Origin of the sequence: Tropicimonas isoalkanivorans (genome assembly GCF_900112335.1) — a bacterium.
GTDB lineage: Bacteria > Pseudomonadota > Alphaproteobacteria > Rhodobacterales > Rhodobacteraceae > Tropicimonas > Tropicimonas isoalkanivorans.
The window spans coordinates 220195-235988 of the sequence record NZ_FOLG01000001.1 but is presented as its reverse complement, the minus strand read 5'-3'; the positions used below and the strand labels follow the sequence as shown (position 1 = coordinate 235988).

At 62.5% G+C, this 15794-nt stretch carries 13 protein-coding genes; 8 read left to right on the top strand and 5 right to left on the bottom strand.

What is annotated here, in order from left to right:
• Nucleotides 1–11 precede the first annotated feature (11 nt).
• The 7 genes from BM075_RS01075 to BM075_RS01045 all read left to right on the top strand — a co-directional run bounded on the left by BM075_RS01075 (nucleotide 12) and on the right by BM075_RS01045 (nucleotide 7879).
• Entirely contained in the window at nucleotides 12–818 is an 807-nt protein-coding gene (locus BM075_RS01075) for an SDR family NAD(P)-dependent oxidoreductase (protein ID WP_093358619.1), read from the top strand.
• 64 nt (nucleotides 819–882) lie between these two features.
• Nucleotides 883–2181 (top strand): M24 family metallopeptidase, encoded by a 1299-nt coding sequence (locus BM075_RS01070; protein WP_093358617.1) that lies wholly within the window; start codon nucleotides 883–885, stop codon nucleotides 2179–2181.
• An 88-nt stretch (nucleotides 2182–2269) separates the two neighbouring features.
• A complete protein-coding gene (locus BM075_RS01065) occupies nucleotides 2270–3268 on the top strand; it encodes a thiamine pyrophosphate-dependent dehydrogenase E1 component subunit alpha (protein WP_093358615.1) in 999 nt (332 codons plus the stop codon).
• Nucleotides 3269–3279: 11 nt separating this feature from the next.
• A complete protein-coding gene (locus BM075_RS01060; RefSeq protein WP_093358613.1) occupies nucleotides 3280–4275 on the top strand; it encodes an alpha-ketoacid dehydrogenase subunit beta in 996 nt (331 codons plus the stop codon).
• A complete protein-coding gene (locus BM075_RS01055; RefSeq protein WP_093358611.1) occupies nucleotides 4265–5548 on the top strand; it encodes a biotin/lipoyl-containing protein in 1284 nt (427 codons plus the stop codon). Before BM075_RS01060 ends, BM075_RS01055 begins: the two co-directional genes overlap by 11 nt.
• A 10-nt stretch (nucleotides 5549–5558) precedes the next feature.
• A complete protein-coding gene (locus BM075_RS01050) occupies nucleotides 5559–6989 on the top strand; it encodes an NAD-dependent succinate-semialdehyde dehydrogenase (RefSeq protein WP_093358609.1) in 1431 nt (476 codons plus the stop codon).
• Nucleotides 6990–7000: 11 nt separating this feature from the next.
• On the top strand, nucleotides 7001–7879 hold the full coding sequence (locus tag BM075_RS01045; protein ID WP_093358607.1) for a 2-oxo acid dehydrogenase subunit E2: 879 nt from the start codon (nucleotides 7001–7003) through the stop codon (nucleotides 7877–7879).
• A 36-nt stretch (nucleotides 7880–7915) separates the two neighbouring features.
• On the opposite strand, the gene BM075_RS01040 is transcribed toward BM075_RS01045, so the two are convergent.
• A complete protein-coding gene (locus BM075_RS01040; protein ID WP_093358606.1) occupies nucleotides 7916–9025 on the bottom strand; it encodes an AI-2E family transporter in 1110 nt (369 codons plus the stop codon).
• Nucleotides 9026–9522: 497 nt separating this feature from the next.
• On the opposite strand from BM075_RS01040, the gene araC reads away from it, so the two are divergent.
• Nucleotides 9523–10536 carry an arabinose operon transcriptional regulator AraC gene (gene araC / locus BM075_RS01035; RefSeq protein WP_093358604.1) on the top strand — a complete coding sequence of 338 codons (1014 nt, stop codon included), beginning with the start codon at nucleotides 9523–9525 and terminating at the stop codon, nucleotides 10534–10536.
• A gap of 94 nt (nucleotides 10537–10630) precedes the next feature.
• On the opposite strand, the gene araA is transcribed toward araC, so the two are convergent.
• The 4 genes from araA to mmsA all read right to left on the bottom strand — a co-directional run bounded on the left by araA (nucleotide 10631) and on the right by mmsA (nucleotide 15778).
• Nucleotides 10631–12139, bottom strand: a complete 1509-nt coding sequence (gene araA, locus BM075_RS01030; RefSeq protein ID WP_093358603.1) for an L-arabinose isomerase — start codon at nucleotides 12137–12139, stop codon at nucleotides 10631–10633.
• A gap of 61 nt (nucleotides 12140–12200) precedes the next feature.
• Nucleotides 12201–12893 (bottom strand): L-ribulose-5-phosphate 4-epimerase, encoded by a 693-nt coding sequence (locus BM075_RS01025; protein ID WP_093358602.1) that lies wholly within the window; start codon nucleotides 12891–12893, stop codon nucleotides 12201–12203.
• 142 nt (nucleotides 12894–13035) lie between these two features.
• Complete coding sequence (gene mmsB, locus BM075_RS01020) at nucleotides 13036–14214, bottom strand: multiple monosaccharide ABC transporter permease (RefSeq protein ID WP_218152803.1); 1179 nt, start codon at nucleotides 14212–14214, stop codon at nucleotides 13036–13038.
• A gap of 37 nt (nucleotides 14215–14251) precedes the next feature.
• Nucleotides 14252–15778 (bottom strand): multiple monosaccharide ABC transporter ATP-binding protein, encoded by a 1527-nt coding sequence (gene mmsA, locus BM075_RS01015; protein WP_093358598.1) that lies wholly within the window; start codon nucleotides 15776–15778, stop codon nucleotides 14252–14254.
• Between the last annotated feature and the right edge of the window lie 16 nt (nucleotides 15779–15794).

The following is a 15794-nucleotide window of genomic DNA, read 5'->3' as shown; positions in this document are numbered from 1 at the left end:
GAGGACACCCCATGGATCCCAATCGCCTCAAAGGCAAAAACATCCTGATTACCGGCGCAGCTCGCGGCATGGGAGCCACCAATGCCGAGCACTTCGCGGAATTGGGTGCGAATGTCTGCCTGGGTGACCTCAACCTCGAGGAAGCTCAGTCCGTTGCTGATCGCATCAACGCGCGCGGCAACGGGGAGGCCATCGCGGTGAAGATGGATGTGACCAAGCGGGAGGACAACGCCGCCGCCGTGGCCGCCACGGTGGACGCCTACGGTATGATCAACGTCGGGCTCTTTAATGCCGGGCTCAACAAGCCGCGCTTCTTCATGGACATCGACGAGGACAACTGGGACCTCATCATGAACGTGAACACCAAGGCGATGTGGCTCGGAATGCAGGAAACCGCCCGGCAGATGATCGCGCAGGGCAAGCAGGACTATCCCTACAAGCTGATCAACGTCGGCTCCATCGCATCCCGCAAGCCGCTGGTCGACGTCACTGTCTATTGCACGTCGAAGTATGGCTGCCTCGCGCTGACACATTGCGGCGCCATCGCGCTCTCCGAGCACAACATCACCGTCAACGGCTACGCCCCGGGTGTCGTGGTCACGCCGCTCTGGGAGCAGCTCGACAAGGACCTGGTCGACATCGGGTTCAAGGAGAAGGAGGGGCAGGCCTACGACGACATCGTTCGCGATGCGCTCCAGATCAAGCGCGTTTCCTATCCCGACGACATCAAGGGGACCGCGGCTTATCTCGCGAGTTCCGACAGCGACTACATGACCGGCCAGATGATCCACATCGACGGCGGATGGTGCATCCAGTAACGCGCCATCCCACTGAAAATGAACGCATAACGGGCGGGGCTTTCTCCGCCTGAAGGAGGAAACCATGTCCTGCGCACTCACACCGAACGTCCTCACACCGGCCGACCTGGAACCCAATTGGAGATGGGAAGGCCGATTGCCTGCATTCGGCTTCCTGTCAGTCGACTTCGAACGCCGGATCGACCACGATCGCCTGCGCCGCTATCGCCTAAGCCGCGCGCGACAGGCGTTGAAGCAGAGCGACGCGGGGTCGCTGCTGCTCTTCGACGTGAACAACATCCGCTATGTCTCCGCGACCAAGATCGGCGAGTGGGAGCGGGACAAGATGTGCCGCTTCTGCCTGCTGACTGGCGATGACGCACCCCACGTCTGGGACTTCGGCTCCGCCGCCGTGCATCACCGGAAGTACTCCGACTGGCTGGTCCCCGATCATTGTCACGCCGGCGTGGTCGGGATGCGCGGCACCATTCCGCCGAGCTTCGGGCTGATGAAGAAGTACGCCGAGGATATCGCCGGCCTGATCCGGGACGCGGGCATGGCCGACATGCCGGTGGGCGTGGACTACGCAGAGACGGCAATGTTCGAAGCCCTGAAGCAGGCCGGGCTCAACATCGTTGACGGTCAGCAGATCATGCTGTCGGCGCGGGAGATCAAGAACTGGGACGAGATCCAGTTGCTGACGCAGGCCGCCAGCATGGTCGATGGCGTCTACCACATGATCTATGAGGAGCTGAAGCCGGGTATCCGCGAGAACGACATCGTCGCTCTGTCCAACAAGATGCTCTATGAGATGGGCAGCGACGACGTCGAGGCGATCAACGCCATCTCGGGCGAGCGCTGCAACCCGCATCCGCACAACTTTACGGATCGGCTGTTCCGCCCGGGCGATCAGGCCTTTTTCGACATCCTGCAATCCTATCAAGGCTATCGCACCTGCTACTATCGCACTTTCAACATCGGCCGCGCAACGTCCGCGCAGCACGACGCCTATGTGAAGGCGCGGGAATGGATCGATGCCTCGATCGACCTGATCCGGCCCGGCGTGACCACCGACACCGTGGCGCAGGCTTGGCCAAAGGCGGAGGAGTTCGGCTTCCCCGATGAGCTGTCCGCCTTCGGCCTGCAGTTTGGCCACGGGCTCGGGCTGGCGCTGCACGAACGCCCCATCATCAGCCGTGCGGTGAGCCTGGAGAACCCGATGGAGATCCAGACCGGGATGGTGTTCGCCCTGGAGACGTACTGCCCCGCCGCAGACGGTTTTTCGGCGGCCCGCATCGAGGAGGAAGTGGTCGTTACTGACACCGGCTGCGAGGTCATCTCGCTCTTCCCGGCTGAGGAACTGCCAATCGCGAACCGGTACTGAGACGTGGCCGCACCGGGGCGCGCGCGCCCCGGAACCCCACGACCGAGCAACTGCCAATTCCGGGGAATTACCCCCGATGGAGGACCGTATGGCCGACGCGCCGAAGCACAATGCCGAGGACTATCTGCGCATGTATCGCCAGATGGTTCGTATCCGCACTTTCGAGGACAACGCAAACCAACTTTACCTGTCCGCCAAGATGCCCGGGCTGACGCACATGTACTCGGGCGAGGAAGCGGTGGCCGTGGGGATCTGCGAGGCGCTGCGCACCACGGACAAGATCACTTCCACCCACCGCGGCCATGGCCATTGCGTCGCCAAGGGCGCGGAATTCAAGGAAATGTTCTGCGAGCTTCTCGGCAAGGAAGAGGGCTACTGCCGCGGCAAGGGCGGGTCGATGCACATCGCCGACCAGTCGAACGGCAACCTCGGCGCCAATGCCATCGTTGGCGGCTCAATGGGGATCGCCACCGGCGCGGCGTTCACCGCCAAGTTGCTCGGCAAGGATGACGTGACCGTCTGCTTCTTCGGCGACGGGGCCACGGCGCAGGGCCTCTGGTACGAGGTGATGAACATGGCGGCGCTGTGGAAGCTGCCCGTCATCTACGCCTGCGAGAACAACGGCTATTCGGAATACACGAAGACTGACGAGATAGCAGCGGGCTCGATCATGGCCCGGGCGGAGGCCTTCGGCATCGAAAGCCATCAGGTCGACGGGCAGGACGTTCTGGCCGTCAACGCGCTGACTGAAAAGCTTGTCGAACGCGCCCGGAAGGGAGAGGGGCCGTTCTTTATGGAGCTTATGACGTACCGGTACCACGGTCACCACGTCGGCGATATCAACCGCGAATACTACCGCTCAAAGGACGAGGAGAAGGACTGGAAGGAGAACCGCGACCCGATCATCCGCTTCCGGTCCTGGCTGGTTGCGGAAGGCATCGCGTCCGAAGAGGAGGTCGAGGCGATGAACGCCGAGATCAAGGACGATGCGAAAGCCGCCGTCGATTACGCGCTCAGCGCCAAATACCCCGACCAAAGCGAGGTGGACATGCATGTGTTCACCGACGTGACGCACGCGCTGGCTTGAGGAGAACACCGATGCGAGAAATTACCCTGTCCCAGGCCGTCAACGAAGCCCTTGCCGAGGAGATGCGCAGGGACGAAACGGTGTTCATCATCGGCGAGGATGTGGCCGAAGCCGGTACGCCCTTCAAGGTTCTGAGCGGTCTCGTCGAGGAATTCGGCACAAGCCGCGTCGTCGATACGCCCATCGCCGAGCCCGGTTTCATGGGGATCGCCGTGGGCGCGGCCATGACCGGCACGCGTCCGGTCGTCGACCTGATGTTCGGCGATTTCATCTACCTGATTATGGATCAGCTCTGTAATCAGGCGGCCAAGACCCATTACATGTCCGGTGGCAAGCTGAACGTGCCTCTCGTGCTCCGGACGAACCTCGGCGCCACCCGGCGCTCCGCGGCGCAGCACTCGCAGTCCTTGCACGCGCTCGTGGCGCATATCCCGGGTCTGAAAGTGGCGCTGCCCAGTTCCGCCTACGAGGCAAAGGGGCTGATGAAGACCGCGATCCGCGACGACAACCCGGTCGTGATCTTTGAAGACAAGCTGATGTACCAGGACAAGGCCCCGGTGCCGGAGGAGGAATACCTGATCCCCTTCGGGGAGGCCAAGGTGCTACGCGAGGGCAGTGACATCACGCTGATCGGCACCTCCTCCATGGTGCAGGTCTGCCAGAAGGCTGCTGAGGCGCTGGAGGCCGAGGGCATCTTCGCAGAGGTCATAGACCCGCGGACAATCGTCCCGCTCGACGAGGCGACGCTTCTGGCATCCGCGAAGAAAACCAGCCGGGTGATCGTGGTGGACGAGGGGCACCAGAGCTTCGGCGTCACCGGAGAAATTGCGAGCCGGATCAACGAGAAGGCGTTCTACCACCTCGATGCGCCCGTGCTGCGCATGGGGGCGATGGACGTGCCGGTCCCCTTCAGTCCGGCGCTTGAGGACATCACCGTTCCGACCCCGGAGGGCGTGGTGGAGAATGCGCGCCGATTGGTGCGCGGGGAGATGATCCATGCCGCATGAGGTGATCATGCCCGCCTTGGGCATGGCGCAGGACACCGGCCTGATCGTCGCCTGGCACAAAAGCCCGGGCGACGCCGTTGCCGAGGGGGATCTGCTGTTCGAAGTTGAAACCGACAAGGCGACGATGGAGGTCGAGGCCCAGGCAGCTGGGTTCCTTTCCCAGATCCGCCGGCACGCTGGTGACGACGTGCCCGTCGGCGACGTGATCGCACTGATCGGCGAGAGCCCCGAGGCGGTGGAAACCGAGGAAAGCCCCACTGAGGATACGGCGCCGGAAGCGACGGATCTGCCGGAAGGCCGTGACGTCATCATGCCAACTCTTGGCATGGCTCAGGATAGCGGCCTGCTCGTCGCGTGGCACAAGGCTCCGGGCGACGCTGTCGCCGCAACCGACATTCTCTTTGAAGTGGAAACCGACAAATCCACGGTTGAGGTCGAGGCCGGCCACGATGGCTTTTTCGCCGCGCTTCTGGCCGAGGCCGGAGAGGACGTGCCGGTTGGCGAGGTCATCGCCGTCATTTCGGACGAAAAGCCTGACGCGCCCCTGCAACGTGGCCGGAAACGAACGCCTGCCGAGGCGGAGCCGGAACCCGAAGCTGCGGCGCCAGCCCCTAAAGCCAAGAAAAACCCAGAGGCACCGCCAAAACCAGCCACGCACGCAGAAGGTGGCCGCATCCTCGCCTCTCCCAAAGCCCGGCGCCTGGCGGAGGAGCAGGGGCTCGATCTGAGCCGGCTGGTCCGCGAGGGTCACCCGCAGCCATACCACGTGAAGGATCTGGAAGTTCTCAAGTCCCTGCCGACGGAGGCCACACCTGTTTCCTCTGCCCCGTCTCGACGGATCGCGGCCGAAGTGCCGTCCGACGGGTTCGCGGAGTTCGCGGCATGGGCTGCGGAGCATGCGGGGCTGAAGGATACCGGGGCGCTCCTCGCGGGCCTCGCCGGTGCGAGCCTGGATCTGGATGACACCGTGGTTGCGCTCGAGGCGCTCGGCCGGACCCGTCACTATCGTGTTCCGGGCCGCCGTATTGGGGAGGTCGTCGAAAGCGAGGCTGACGCTCCCGCAGACCTAGTCCTGCGTGACCTGCGCGACACCCGGATCACCAGCGTGGAGCTCGGCGCGGAGGACTGCCCGGTTCTGACGCTTGCCACATCGGCCGCCGGTCTCTCCGTCACGCTCGAATGCGCCGGCCACCATCTGTCGGCGTTGGAAGCCGTCGCCCTTCTATCCAATTTCGCGGGCCGGATGGAGCAGCCGCTCCGCCACCTGCTCTGAGGAGACCAACATGGAATTCACCGATCTCTACATCAACGGCTCTTGGCGCGAGAGTACCTCCGGGGAGCGGTTCGACGTCCTGAATCCGGCAAATGAGGAGGTGATCGCGTCCGTGGCGGACGCCTCAATCGCCGATGCCGATGCCGCGCTGGACGCCGCCGACGCGGCGATGAAGGACTGGGCCGCGCGCACCCCGCGTGATCGCTCCGAGGTGCTTCGCAAGGCATGGCAACTCATGACCGAGCGGCTCGACCATTTTGCGCACCTTATCACGCTGGAGAACGGAAAGGCTGGCGCGGATGCGCGGGGGGAAGCCACCTATGCCGCCGAGTTCTTCCGCTGGTTCGCCGAAGAAGCGGTCCGGGCCGATGGGATGATCACCCATGCACCGGCATCGGGTGCCCGGATCGTGGTGCAACACAAGCCCGCCGGCCTCGCCGTGCTGGTCACGCCGTGGAACTACCCAGCCGCAATGGGCACCCGGAAGATCGCGCCAGCGCTTGCCGCCGGCTGCGCCGTGATCATCAAGCCCGCCGCGGAGACGCCGCTTACCATGCTGGCGCTAATGCCGCTTTTGGAGGAGGCCGGGGTGCCGCCGGGCCTGGTCAACGTTCTGCCGACCCGCAGTGCCGGACCGCTGGTGAGCCACATGATGGAAGATCCGCGCGTGCGGGTGATCTCCTTCACAGGGTCCACGGCCGTTGGCCGCAAGCTGCTGCGTGGCGCAGCGGACCAGGTCCTGAAACCGGCGATGGAGCTTGGCGGCAACGCGCCGCTCATCGTCTTCGATGATGCGGACCTCGACGTTGCCGTCGAAGGTACGATGGTCGCCAAAATGCGAAACCTCGGCTCGGCCTGCACGGCGGCCAACCGGATCTACGTCCACGAGGCCGTGGCTGCGGACTTTACCAAGAAGCTCACCGAGAAGATGGCCGGTCTCAAGGTCGGCGACGGCACCGACCCGTCGGTCGACGTAGGGGCGCTGGTCAATGCCGACACGCGAGACAAGGTCGCCGCCTTCGTGAAAGATGCCGTTGCCAAGGGCGCCAAGATCGAGACCGGCGGCGACGTGCCGGAGTGCAGGGGCTATTTCTACCCGCCAACGGTGCTGACCAACGTGCCCGAGACGGCGGAGTGCGTCCATGACGAGATCTTCGGACCGGTAGCCGCCCTGCAGACGTTCTCCGATCAGCAGGACGTTGTCCGCCGTGCGAATGCCACGGAGTACGGCCTTGTGGCCTATGTCTTCACGGAGGACATGAAGCGTGGCCTGCAGGTCTGCGAGGCGCTCGACTATGGCATGGTCGGCCTGAATCGCGGTCTCGTCAGCGATCCTGCGGCGCCATTCGGCGGCATGAAGCAGTCCGGACTTGGGCGCGAAGGCGGGCACGAGGGTATGCTCGAATTCATGGAAACCCAATACATATCGGCGAGTTGGTAGGGGGAAAGCTTATGACAGAGGTTATCGCGTCTCCGTCCGTCCGCGCGCTCGCCGGTCGTATGGACATCGATATCGCGAAACTCGCGAAAGATCTTGGCCGGACGACCATCGCCCGCGAGGATCTGGAACGCGGTGCGCCGTCCGGCGCCGCCAAGGGGGACACCTCCTATTGGGAGGTGGACCACAGCCTCTTCGGGCCGGTGACCGAAGAACCCATGAGCCGTTTCGCGAAGGTGGCTGCGGCCAACCTGGGGGCGGCGAACGCGCTGATCCCGCAAGTGACCCACCACGATCGCGCCGATATTCGCGCCATTGAAGCCTTTCGCAAAGCGCTGAAACCCGAGGCGGAGGCGCGCGGCGTCAAACTCACCGCGCTGGCCTTTCACGTGCAAGCTTTGGCGCGGGCCTTGCGGGCGTTTCCGCGGTTCAATGCCTCGCTCAGTCCGGACGGCAATACGCTGATCCTCAAGGACTACGTCCACATCGGGATCGCCGTCGACACACCCCATGGATTGATGGTTCCGGTGATCCGCGACGCGGACCGAAAGGGGCTCTGGCAGATCGCTTCCGACATCGGCGACCTGGCCTCCCGCGCCCAGGAGCGAAAGGTCGGGCCCGAGGACATGGGCGGCGCGTCGATGACCATCTCATCGCTCGGCGGCATCGGTGGAACGGCCTTTACCCCCATCGTCAACCCGCCCGAGCTTGCCATCCTTGGCATCACGCGGACGGAGATTTTCACGGTTTGGGAGGGGGATATACCCAAGCCGGTGCCAATGCTGCCGCTGGACCTGAGCTACGATCACCGGGTGATCAACGGCGCTGACGCTGCGCGGTTCATGACGTACCTCTGTGGCCTGCTGGCAGATCCCCGCCGGATGATGGTGTAAAAGCGAGAGCCTCTTTGGCAGACCGAATGCGCAGGATCACGTCGTGGGTCCATGCTCGACTGCCGCGGGCCGCACGTCTGCCTCTGTCGGTTCTCCCAGTGAGGTCTGCCTTTCCGACTCGTCGAACCACTGCCAGGCCGACAGGAACAGCGACGCGATGACCGGCCCGAGAACCAGGCCGGTCAGGCCGAACATCGCGAGCCCGCCCAGTGTCGTAACCAGCACCATGTACCCAGGCACACTGCTTGCGCGCCCGACGACAATCGGGCGCACGACATTGTCGGACATGCTGACTACGGCCACGCCGTAGGCCAACAGGATGAGCCCGCCTGACGTGTCTCCGTGCAGCACCATCACGAGAGCGGCCGGTGCCCAAATGACGCTGGCTCCGAACGGGGGGACGACGGAAAGCAGCCCCATCAGCGCGCCCCAGAAGACAGCGCTGTTGATCCCGAGAACGGCGAATATCGCGCCCCCCAGGACGGCCTGGACGATTCCGACGGAGACCATGCCCTTGATGGTTGCGACCGCCATCCCTGAGAAGGCGGCAAAGAACTTCTCCTTGGCGTGGCGCGATGCAGGAAAGCGGCTGAAGATCACCCCGTAGATGTTGTCGCCCTGTTGAAGAAGGGCAAAGAGAATGTAGAGCGTGAGAACGACGTGGAACACGAAGACCGACGCGCTCTGGCCGATGACCGCAACGTGGCTGGCCGCAAATTGAGCAACCGAGAAAAAGGCCTGTCCTGACAGTTTCTTGACGGCCTCGAAATCTACCCCGGTCCTCTTCAGGAAGTCCGTCGTCCGGGGCAGCCGGTCCTCGACGGTCGAGAAGAACTCGCCTGGCCGGAACGCACCCGACCGGATATCTTCGACGATCGTGGCGGCGCCATCCACAATAAGACCCGCGATCAGAATTGCGGGAATGAGAACGAAGATCATGACCAGCAAAACGATCAGGATCGACGCGATAGTCTTTCGTCCTCGCAGTCGGCGAACGACGACCTGCCGTACAGGCCAGAACAGAATCGCCAGCACCACTGCCCAGAAAATGGATTTCCAGAATGGGAACAGAACGATCGACATCCCGATCGTTGCCAGTATGAGCACGAGTGTTCCGAAAGTGGTGTGACGGATACGATCCTGCATCTTTTGGCCTCGCTGCCTTTCCTCTCACTACGCCAATGTAATGGATCTGGCGCAACGATTGACGTCGCCCTCTGAAGTGCGGATCGTCACAAACCCCAGGTAATTACGCCAGCTTGGGTCCCACGCTTCAGGCAATCAAGGAGAGTCGGCAGGGCCATCGATACGGATGGTGACGTGTGAACAGAATCGTGGCGACGGAAAGAGGGCGCTCTCTTTTGTCATGGAGAAAGCGCCTGTCGCACAGTGTCGCGCCTCGGCCAAGCGGGGCAGCCAACGGCAGGAAAACTCGGTAACATGTAGGCGACGAGTCCTTCGGGGAAAAAGAATTCGGTTTCCAGCATTTAACACATTCTTTCCAACGTTCGTTTGCGTCCGATATACCGAGGCACGCCAGCGCCACTCTCCGACGGGCTGACCCGACGACCTGAGCTCTTCAGCTCTTTCGGAGTGTGCCAGGACGCGCCTCTGATGGCGGTACAGGAGAAAATCACCGGGAAATGGATGATCGCTCTGCCTTTGACCCCTCGCAAGACCCTGAAATTCACAGGGTAAGTCGCAAGCTGAGCCTTGCGACTGGGATGGTGCTGGATGACGAACAAATGGCACCGCTCTTTCCCGGGTACAGTTTCGACCTGCGCCTCGTGGCGGGAATTACGCCGATTGAGGAAGGCGGGCGATTGGACTTCTTCATCGATCGGCCAAACGGGATGCGGGGATGGATCGTCAACCTGACGATCGAAGGGACCGGTCAGGTGTTCGACGGCGATCAACGCTTTGACGTGACCGCGGGTGACGTGCTGCTCTTTCCCCCGCGCGTGCGGCATTATTATGGGCGGGCGCCGTCGGCCGAGAAATGGTGGCACCGTTGGATCTATTTCCACCCGCGTGCCTTCTGGAAGCCGTGGTTGGAGTGGAAGCGGACGGTCGACGGGGTATACGTCCTCCGCCACCGAGACGAGAGCACGTTCAGCGAGTTGTTCAACCTGTTCGTCGAAGTGGAGAAATCGGCAAATCTCGAAGACGCGCTATCGACGGACCTCGCGTTCAACCGCCTCGAACAGATCCTGCTGACCTGCGCCCGGCTGGATCGCCCGGCAAAGACCGGGTCCGTTTTGGTGGATGAGCGTGTGCTGGCTGCCTGCAAGCTGATTACCGAGAATTTGGACAAGCCGCTCGGAATCAATGAGATCTGCAAACATGTGTGCCTTTCCCCGTCGCGCCTCTCGAACCTGTTCCGCCAGAGCGTGGGCATTGGCGTGATTCAGTGGCGGGACGCACAGCGCGTTCAGTATGCGATGCAGATTCTTCAGAACACAAATGTTCCCATCAAGTCGCTGTCGCCGATGGTGGGGTATGACGATCCGCTTTATTTCTCGCGTGTATTCCGCAAGCACACGGGAATGGGGCCGCGGGCGTTCCGGGCCCGCTGGCGGGATTCGTCAAATTCCGATGCAGTCGCTGTGTCTTCGGCTCTGCCGCGGCCAGCAGCTCCGCCGCTGAACGACCGCTGAGATCGAGAGCCGCCGCGGGCGGCTTTGGCAATTGCGTTGTGTTGAGTAAGTGGGCCCAAATCGGGCCCACTGTCATTTGGACGAAGAATTCGCCTCAGGCATAAAAGCCTTTCGCAATATGCCAATAGACCTCGTTGCTGCGCAGGGTCTGCTTGAAGGCGGACAACGTGGTTTCGTCGTCGATCAGGGCCAGCTCAATGCCGGCGATGGTCGCGAAGTCTTCCAGCATTTCTGCCGTCACGTCGTTGCTGTAGGCGGTGTGATGCGCGCCGCCGGCGAGGATCCATGCGCTCACCGCCGTCTTGAAGTCCGGATGGCATTCCCAGACGGCCCGCGCCACCGGCAGTTTCGGCAGGTCGGGATGGTCGACCGATGTTACCGTGTTGGCCACAAGCCGGAATCGGTTTCCGATATCCACCAGGCTCGCGTTGATTGCCGGACCCTTCTTCGAGTTGAAGACGAGCCGCACCGGATCGTCCTTGCCGCCGATGCCAAGCGGATGGATTTCCACCCGGATCTTTCCTTCGGCGATCGTCGGGCACACTTCCAACATGTGCGATCCGAGCACCTTTTCCTTCCCGGGCGTCAGGTCGTACGTGTAATCCTCCATGAAGGAGGTCGCGCCGCTCATGCCGTGGCCCATCACCTTCATCGCCCGCACGAGGGCCGGTGTCTTCCAGTCGCCTTCGCCCGCGAACCCATAGCCCTGCGCCATCAGGCGTTGCGTGGCGATGCCGGGAAGCTGGGAGAGGCCGTGGAGATCTTCGAAGGTGTGAGTGAACCCCTTGAAGCCGCCTTCGGCGAGGAAGGCCCCGAGGCCGAGTTCCTGTTTGGCGTTGTAGAGCAGTGCCGCGTGCCGCTCGCCACCGGGCGCCAACACGGGATCAACGTCGTATAGATCCATGTACTCGGTCGCCAGCGCCTCGACCTCCGCGTCCGAAATCTCGGCCATACGATCGGCGAGGTCCATGATCCCGTAGCCGTGCACCGCGAAACCGAACGCCATTTCGGCCCCGACTTTGTCGCCTTCGGTCACCGCAACGTTCCGCATATTGTCGCCGAACCGGCAGAACTTCGCGCCTTGCCAGTCGTCCCAGGCGCGGGCGGCGCGCATCCAGGCGTCGATCCGGTCCTGCGTTTCCGGGTCGGACCAATGGCCGGCCGCCACCTTACGACCCAGCCGCATCCGGGTGTGCATGAACCCTGCCTCCCGGTCGCCATGGGCGGCCTGGTGGAGGTTCATGTAGTCCATGTCGATGGAGTCCCACGGGAGCTCCGCCAAAAGCTGGGTGTGGAGGTGGAGGAGCGGCTTGGTCAGTTGGCTGAGACCGCGGATCCACATTTTCGCAGGCGAGAAGGTGTGCATCCAGATGATCAGGCCGCCACATTCGGGGTCGGCGGAGGCGCGGCGGCAGACGTCGGCAATCTCGTCAGCGGTCGTGACGACGCCGGCAAACTCGATGGGCAGGGCCAGGCGGTCGCCCTTCGTCAGCCCCTCGACCACCGTTTTGGCCCCATCGCCGACCTGCGCCAGCGTTTCCGGCCCATAGAGGTGCTGCGATCCGCAAACGAACCAGAATTTCAGCGGTTTCAACCCGATCATGTCTCTTCCTCTCTATCCTTCGCGCGGAGGGACCGCGCCATATTCTCCGCCGCGGTCCAGCTCAGTTCTGGCCGTACCAGGCGTTTTTTCCGTGCTTTCGCTGGTAGTGGTAGTCGAGCACGTAATCCTCCAGCGGTTGTGGATTGGGCCCGGACACGGTGACGGTAAGCGTGGCCATCTTCGCCGACTCCTCCAGCACCACCGCGTTGTGGACCGCGTCGTCCGCATCCTTGCCCCAGGTGAACGGGCCGTGGCCCGCGACCAGCACCATCGGCACCGCCACCGGGTCCAGACCCTGAAAGCGCCGTATGATCGCGTCGCCCGTGGCGGTTTCGTAATCGCGCTGCACTTCGTCGGGCGGGAGCGGTGCGGTGCACGGCACTTCGCCCGCGCAGTAGTCGGCCTGCGTGGTGCCGAGGCAGGGGATCGCACGGCGGGCCTGTGCCCAGGCTACAGCGTGGGTGGAGTGTGTGTGGGCAACGCCGCCGATCTCCGGGAAGGCGCGATAGAGCGCCGTGTGGGTGCGGGTATCGGACGAAGGCTTGTTGCTGCCCCAAACGACCTCGTTGTCCAGGGAGACAACGACCATGTCATCGGCCGTCATCGCGTCGTAGGCCACGCCGGAAGGTTTGATGACGATCAGTCCGCTATCGCGGTCGATCGCGCTGACATTTCCCCAGGTGTAGAGCACGACCCCGCGCCGGTTCAGCTCCAGGTTGGCGTCCAGCACGGCGTCGCGAAGGTCCTTCAGCATCGAACAGGTTCCTTTCGTCAGGCAAATGTCGGGGGTCTGCTGCGGTATGGCCGCGGCGGGGGTGGAAAGGAGGGTGGCTCAGAGGCCGGAAGATGCCCGGGCCAGCGGGGAGGGGTGCGCTCGGCCCGGGCGAGAAGAGGGCTTAGCCGGCCTTCTTCTTGTTGTAGACGTCGAAGATCACGGCGGCCAACAGGACCAGGCCCTTGATGACCTGCTGGTAGTCGATGCCGACGGACATGATCGACATGCCGTTGTTCATAACGCCCATCAGGAATGCACCGATCACCGCGCCGACCACCGTGCCGACCCCGCCCGACATGGAGGCACCGCCAATGAAGACCGCCGCGATGACGTCCAGTTCGAACGCGACGCCGGCTTTGGGCGAGGCCGAATTCAGACGCGCGGCGAAGACCAGGCCAGCGAGCGCGGCCAGCATCCCCATATTGGCGAAGGTCAGGAACGTCAGCTTCTCGGTGTTCACGCCTGAGAGCTTCGCCGCCTTCTCATTGCCGCCGAGCGCGTAGATCCGCCGCCCAAGGGTCGTCCGAGAGGTCAGGAAGCTGTAGATGGAGATCAGCAGCGCCATGACGATCAGCACGTTCGGAAGGCCGCGATAGCCGGCCATCAGGAAGGCCAGATAGTTGATCGCGATCAGAATGAGGGCGTTCTTGCCGACGAAGATCGCGAAAGGCTCCTCGGGTCTGGCGATCTTTTGCTCGGCCATCCGTTGGCGGACATTGGCGTAAACCAGGTAAAGGCTGATCGCCGCGCCGAGCACGAGCGTCAGCATATGCGGCTTGCCGGAGCCCAGAAGGTCCGGGATGAAGCCGGAGCTCAGTCGTTGGAACGACACGGGGAACGGGCCGATCGATTGTCCGGCAAGCAGAGCCAGGGTCAGGCCGCGAAACACGAGCATGCCCGCCAGGGTCACGATGAACGATGGGATCTTGTGATAGGCGATCCAATACCCCTGAGCGGCGCCGATTGCCGCGCCGGTGACCAGGCAAATGGCGGACGCGAGAATGAAGTTCATCCCGTAGTTGACCATCAGCACCGCTGCCAGCGCGCCGATGAAGCCCACGACCGACCCCACGGAAAGGTCGATGTTGCCGGAGACGATCACCAGCAACATACCGACCGCCATGATGACGATGTAGCTGTTCTGCAGCACCAGGTTGGTGATGTTGAGCGGTTTCATCAGGATGCCGTCGGTCATGATCTGGAACGAAACCATGACTACGATCAGCGCCAGAAGCAGGCCGTATTCCCTAAGGTTGGACTTCAGATAGCTTGCGATGGTGTTTTTGTTCTCCGGCTCCATCGTCGCGGCCGGGCCGCTTGCAACTTGTTGCATTTCTTCACCCATCGTTCTTGACGATCATTCGCATGATCTTTTCTTGCGAAGCTTCCGCTACGGGCAGTTCGCCCGCCATGCGGCCCTCGCTCATGACATAGATCCGGTCGCACATTCCGAGCAGTTCCGGCATCTCGGAGGAGATAAAGACGATCGCTTTACCTTCCGCCGCCAAATCATTGATGATCGAGTAGATTTCGAATTTGGCGTTGACGTCGATGCCGCGTGTCGGCTCATCCAGGATCAGCACTTCGGGATGCGAATAGAGCCACTTCCCGAGCACCACCTTTTGCTGGTTGCCACCGGAGAGGTTGACGACCTCTTGCAGCATCGATGAGCAGCGGATGTTGAGCTTCTCGATGTATTCCCGGCCGACGTTACGCTCTTCGATATCATCCAGCACGAGCCCCTTGGCGACCCCGTCGAGGTTGGCAAGCGTCAGGTTGTGCTTGATGGAATTGTCCAGAACCAGACCCAGTTCCTTGCGGTCCTCGGTTACGTAGGCAATGCCGAGCGCGACGGCTTTCTTGATGTCGCTCACGTCGACGGGCTGCCCCTTGAGAAGCACTTCGCCGGAGATTTTCTGACCGTAGGAACGGCCGAAGATGCTCATGGCAAGTTCGGTCCGGCCCGCGCCCATCAACCCGGCAATGCCGACGATCTCGCCCGCCCGGACATTGAAGTTCACGTTGCGGATCAGGTGCCTGTCGGAGTGGAGATGGTGGTAGACGTTCCAGTTCCTGACCTCCAACATCATGTCGCCGATGGCGACGTCGCGGGGCGGGTAGCGGTTGGTCAGCTCCCGGCCGACCATCTCCTTGATGATCCGGTTTTCGATCTCGACGGACTTGTCACAGGGGAACGAACTGACCGTCAGGCCGTCGCGGAGCACGGTGATCGTGTCGGCGACCTCGGCAACCTCGTTGAGTTTGTGCGATATGATGATGGAGGTGATGCCCTGCGCCCGGAACTCGCGCAGCAGATCCAGGAGTGCCTCGCTGTCGGTCTCGTTGAGAGAGGAGGTCGGCTCGTCCAGGATCAGCAATTCCACCCGTTTCGACAGCGCCTTGGCGATCTCCACGAGCTGTTGCTTGCCGGTGCCGAGGTTCGTGATCTTGGTGGTGGTCGGTTCCCGCAGGCCCACCTTGGCCGTCACTTCCTTGGCCCGCTGATGCGCCTCGTGCCAGTCGATGACGCCTTTCTTGGCGGTCTCGTTGCCGAGAAAGATGTTCTCGGCGATCGACAACATCGGAACCAGCGCGAGTTCCTGATGGATGATGATGATCCCCTTTTCCTCGCTGTCGGAGATCTTGGCGAACTTCTGCGGCTCGCCTTTGTAATAGATATCGCCCTCGAACTGGTGGTGCGGGTACACGCCGCTCAACACCTTCATGAGGGTCGATTTGCCGGCGCCGTTTTCGCCGACGAGGGCATGGATCTCGCCCTTCTTCACCGACAGGTTGACGTCGCTCAAAGCTTTCACGCCCGGGAACGTCTTGGTGATGTTCCGCATTTCCAGGATAGCGTTCATCGGAATCTCCGGAGCC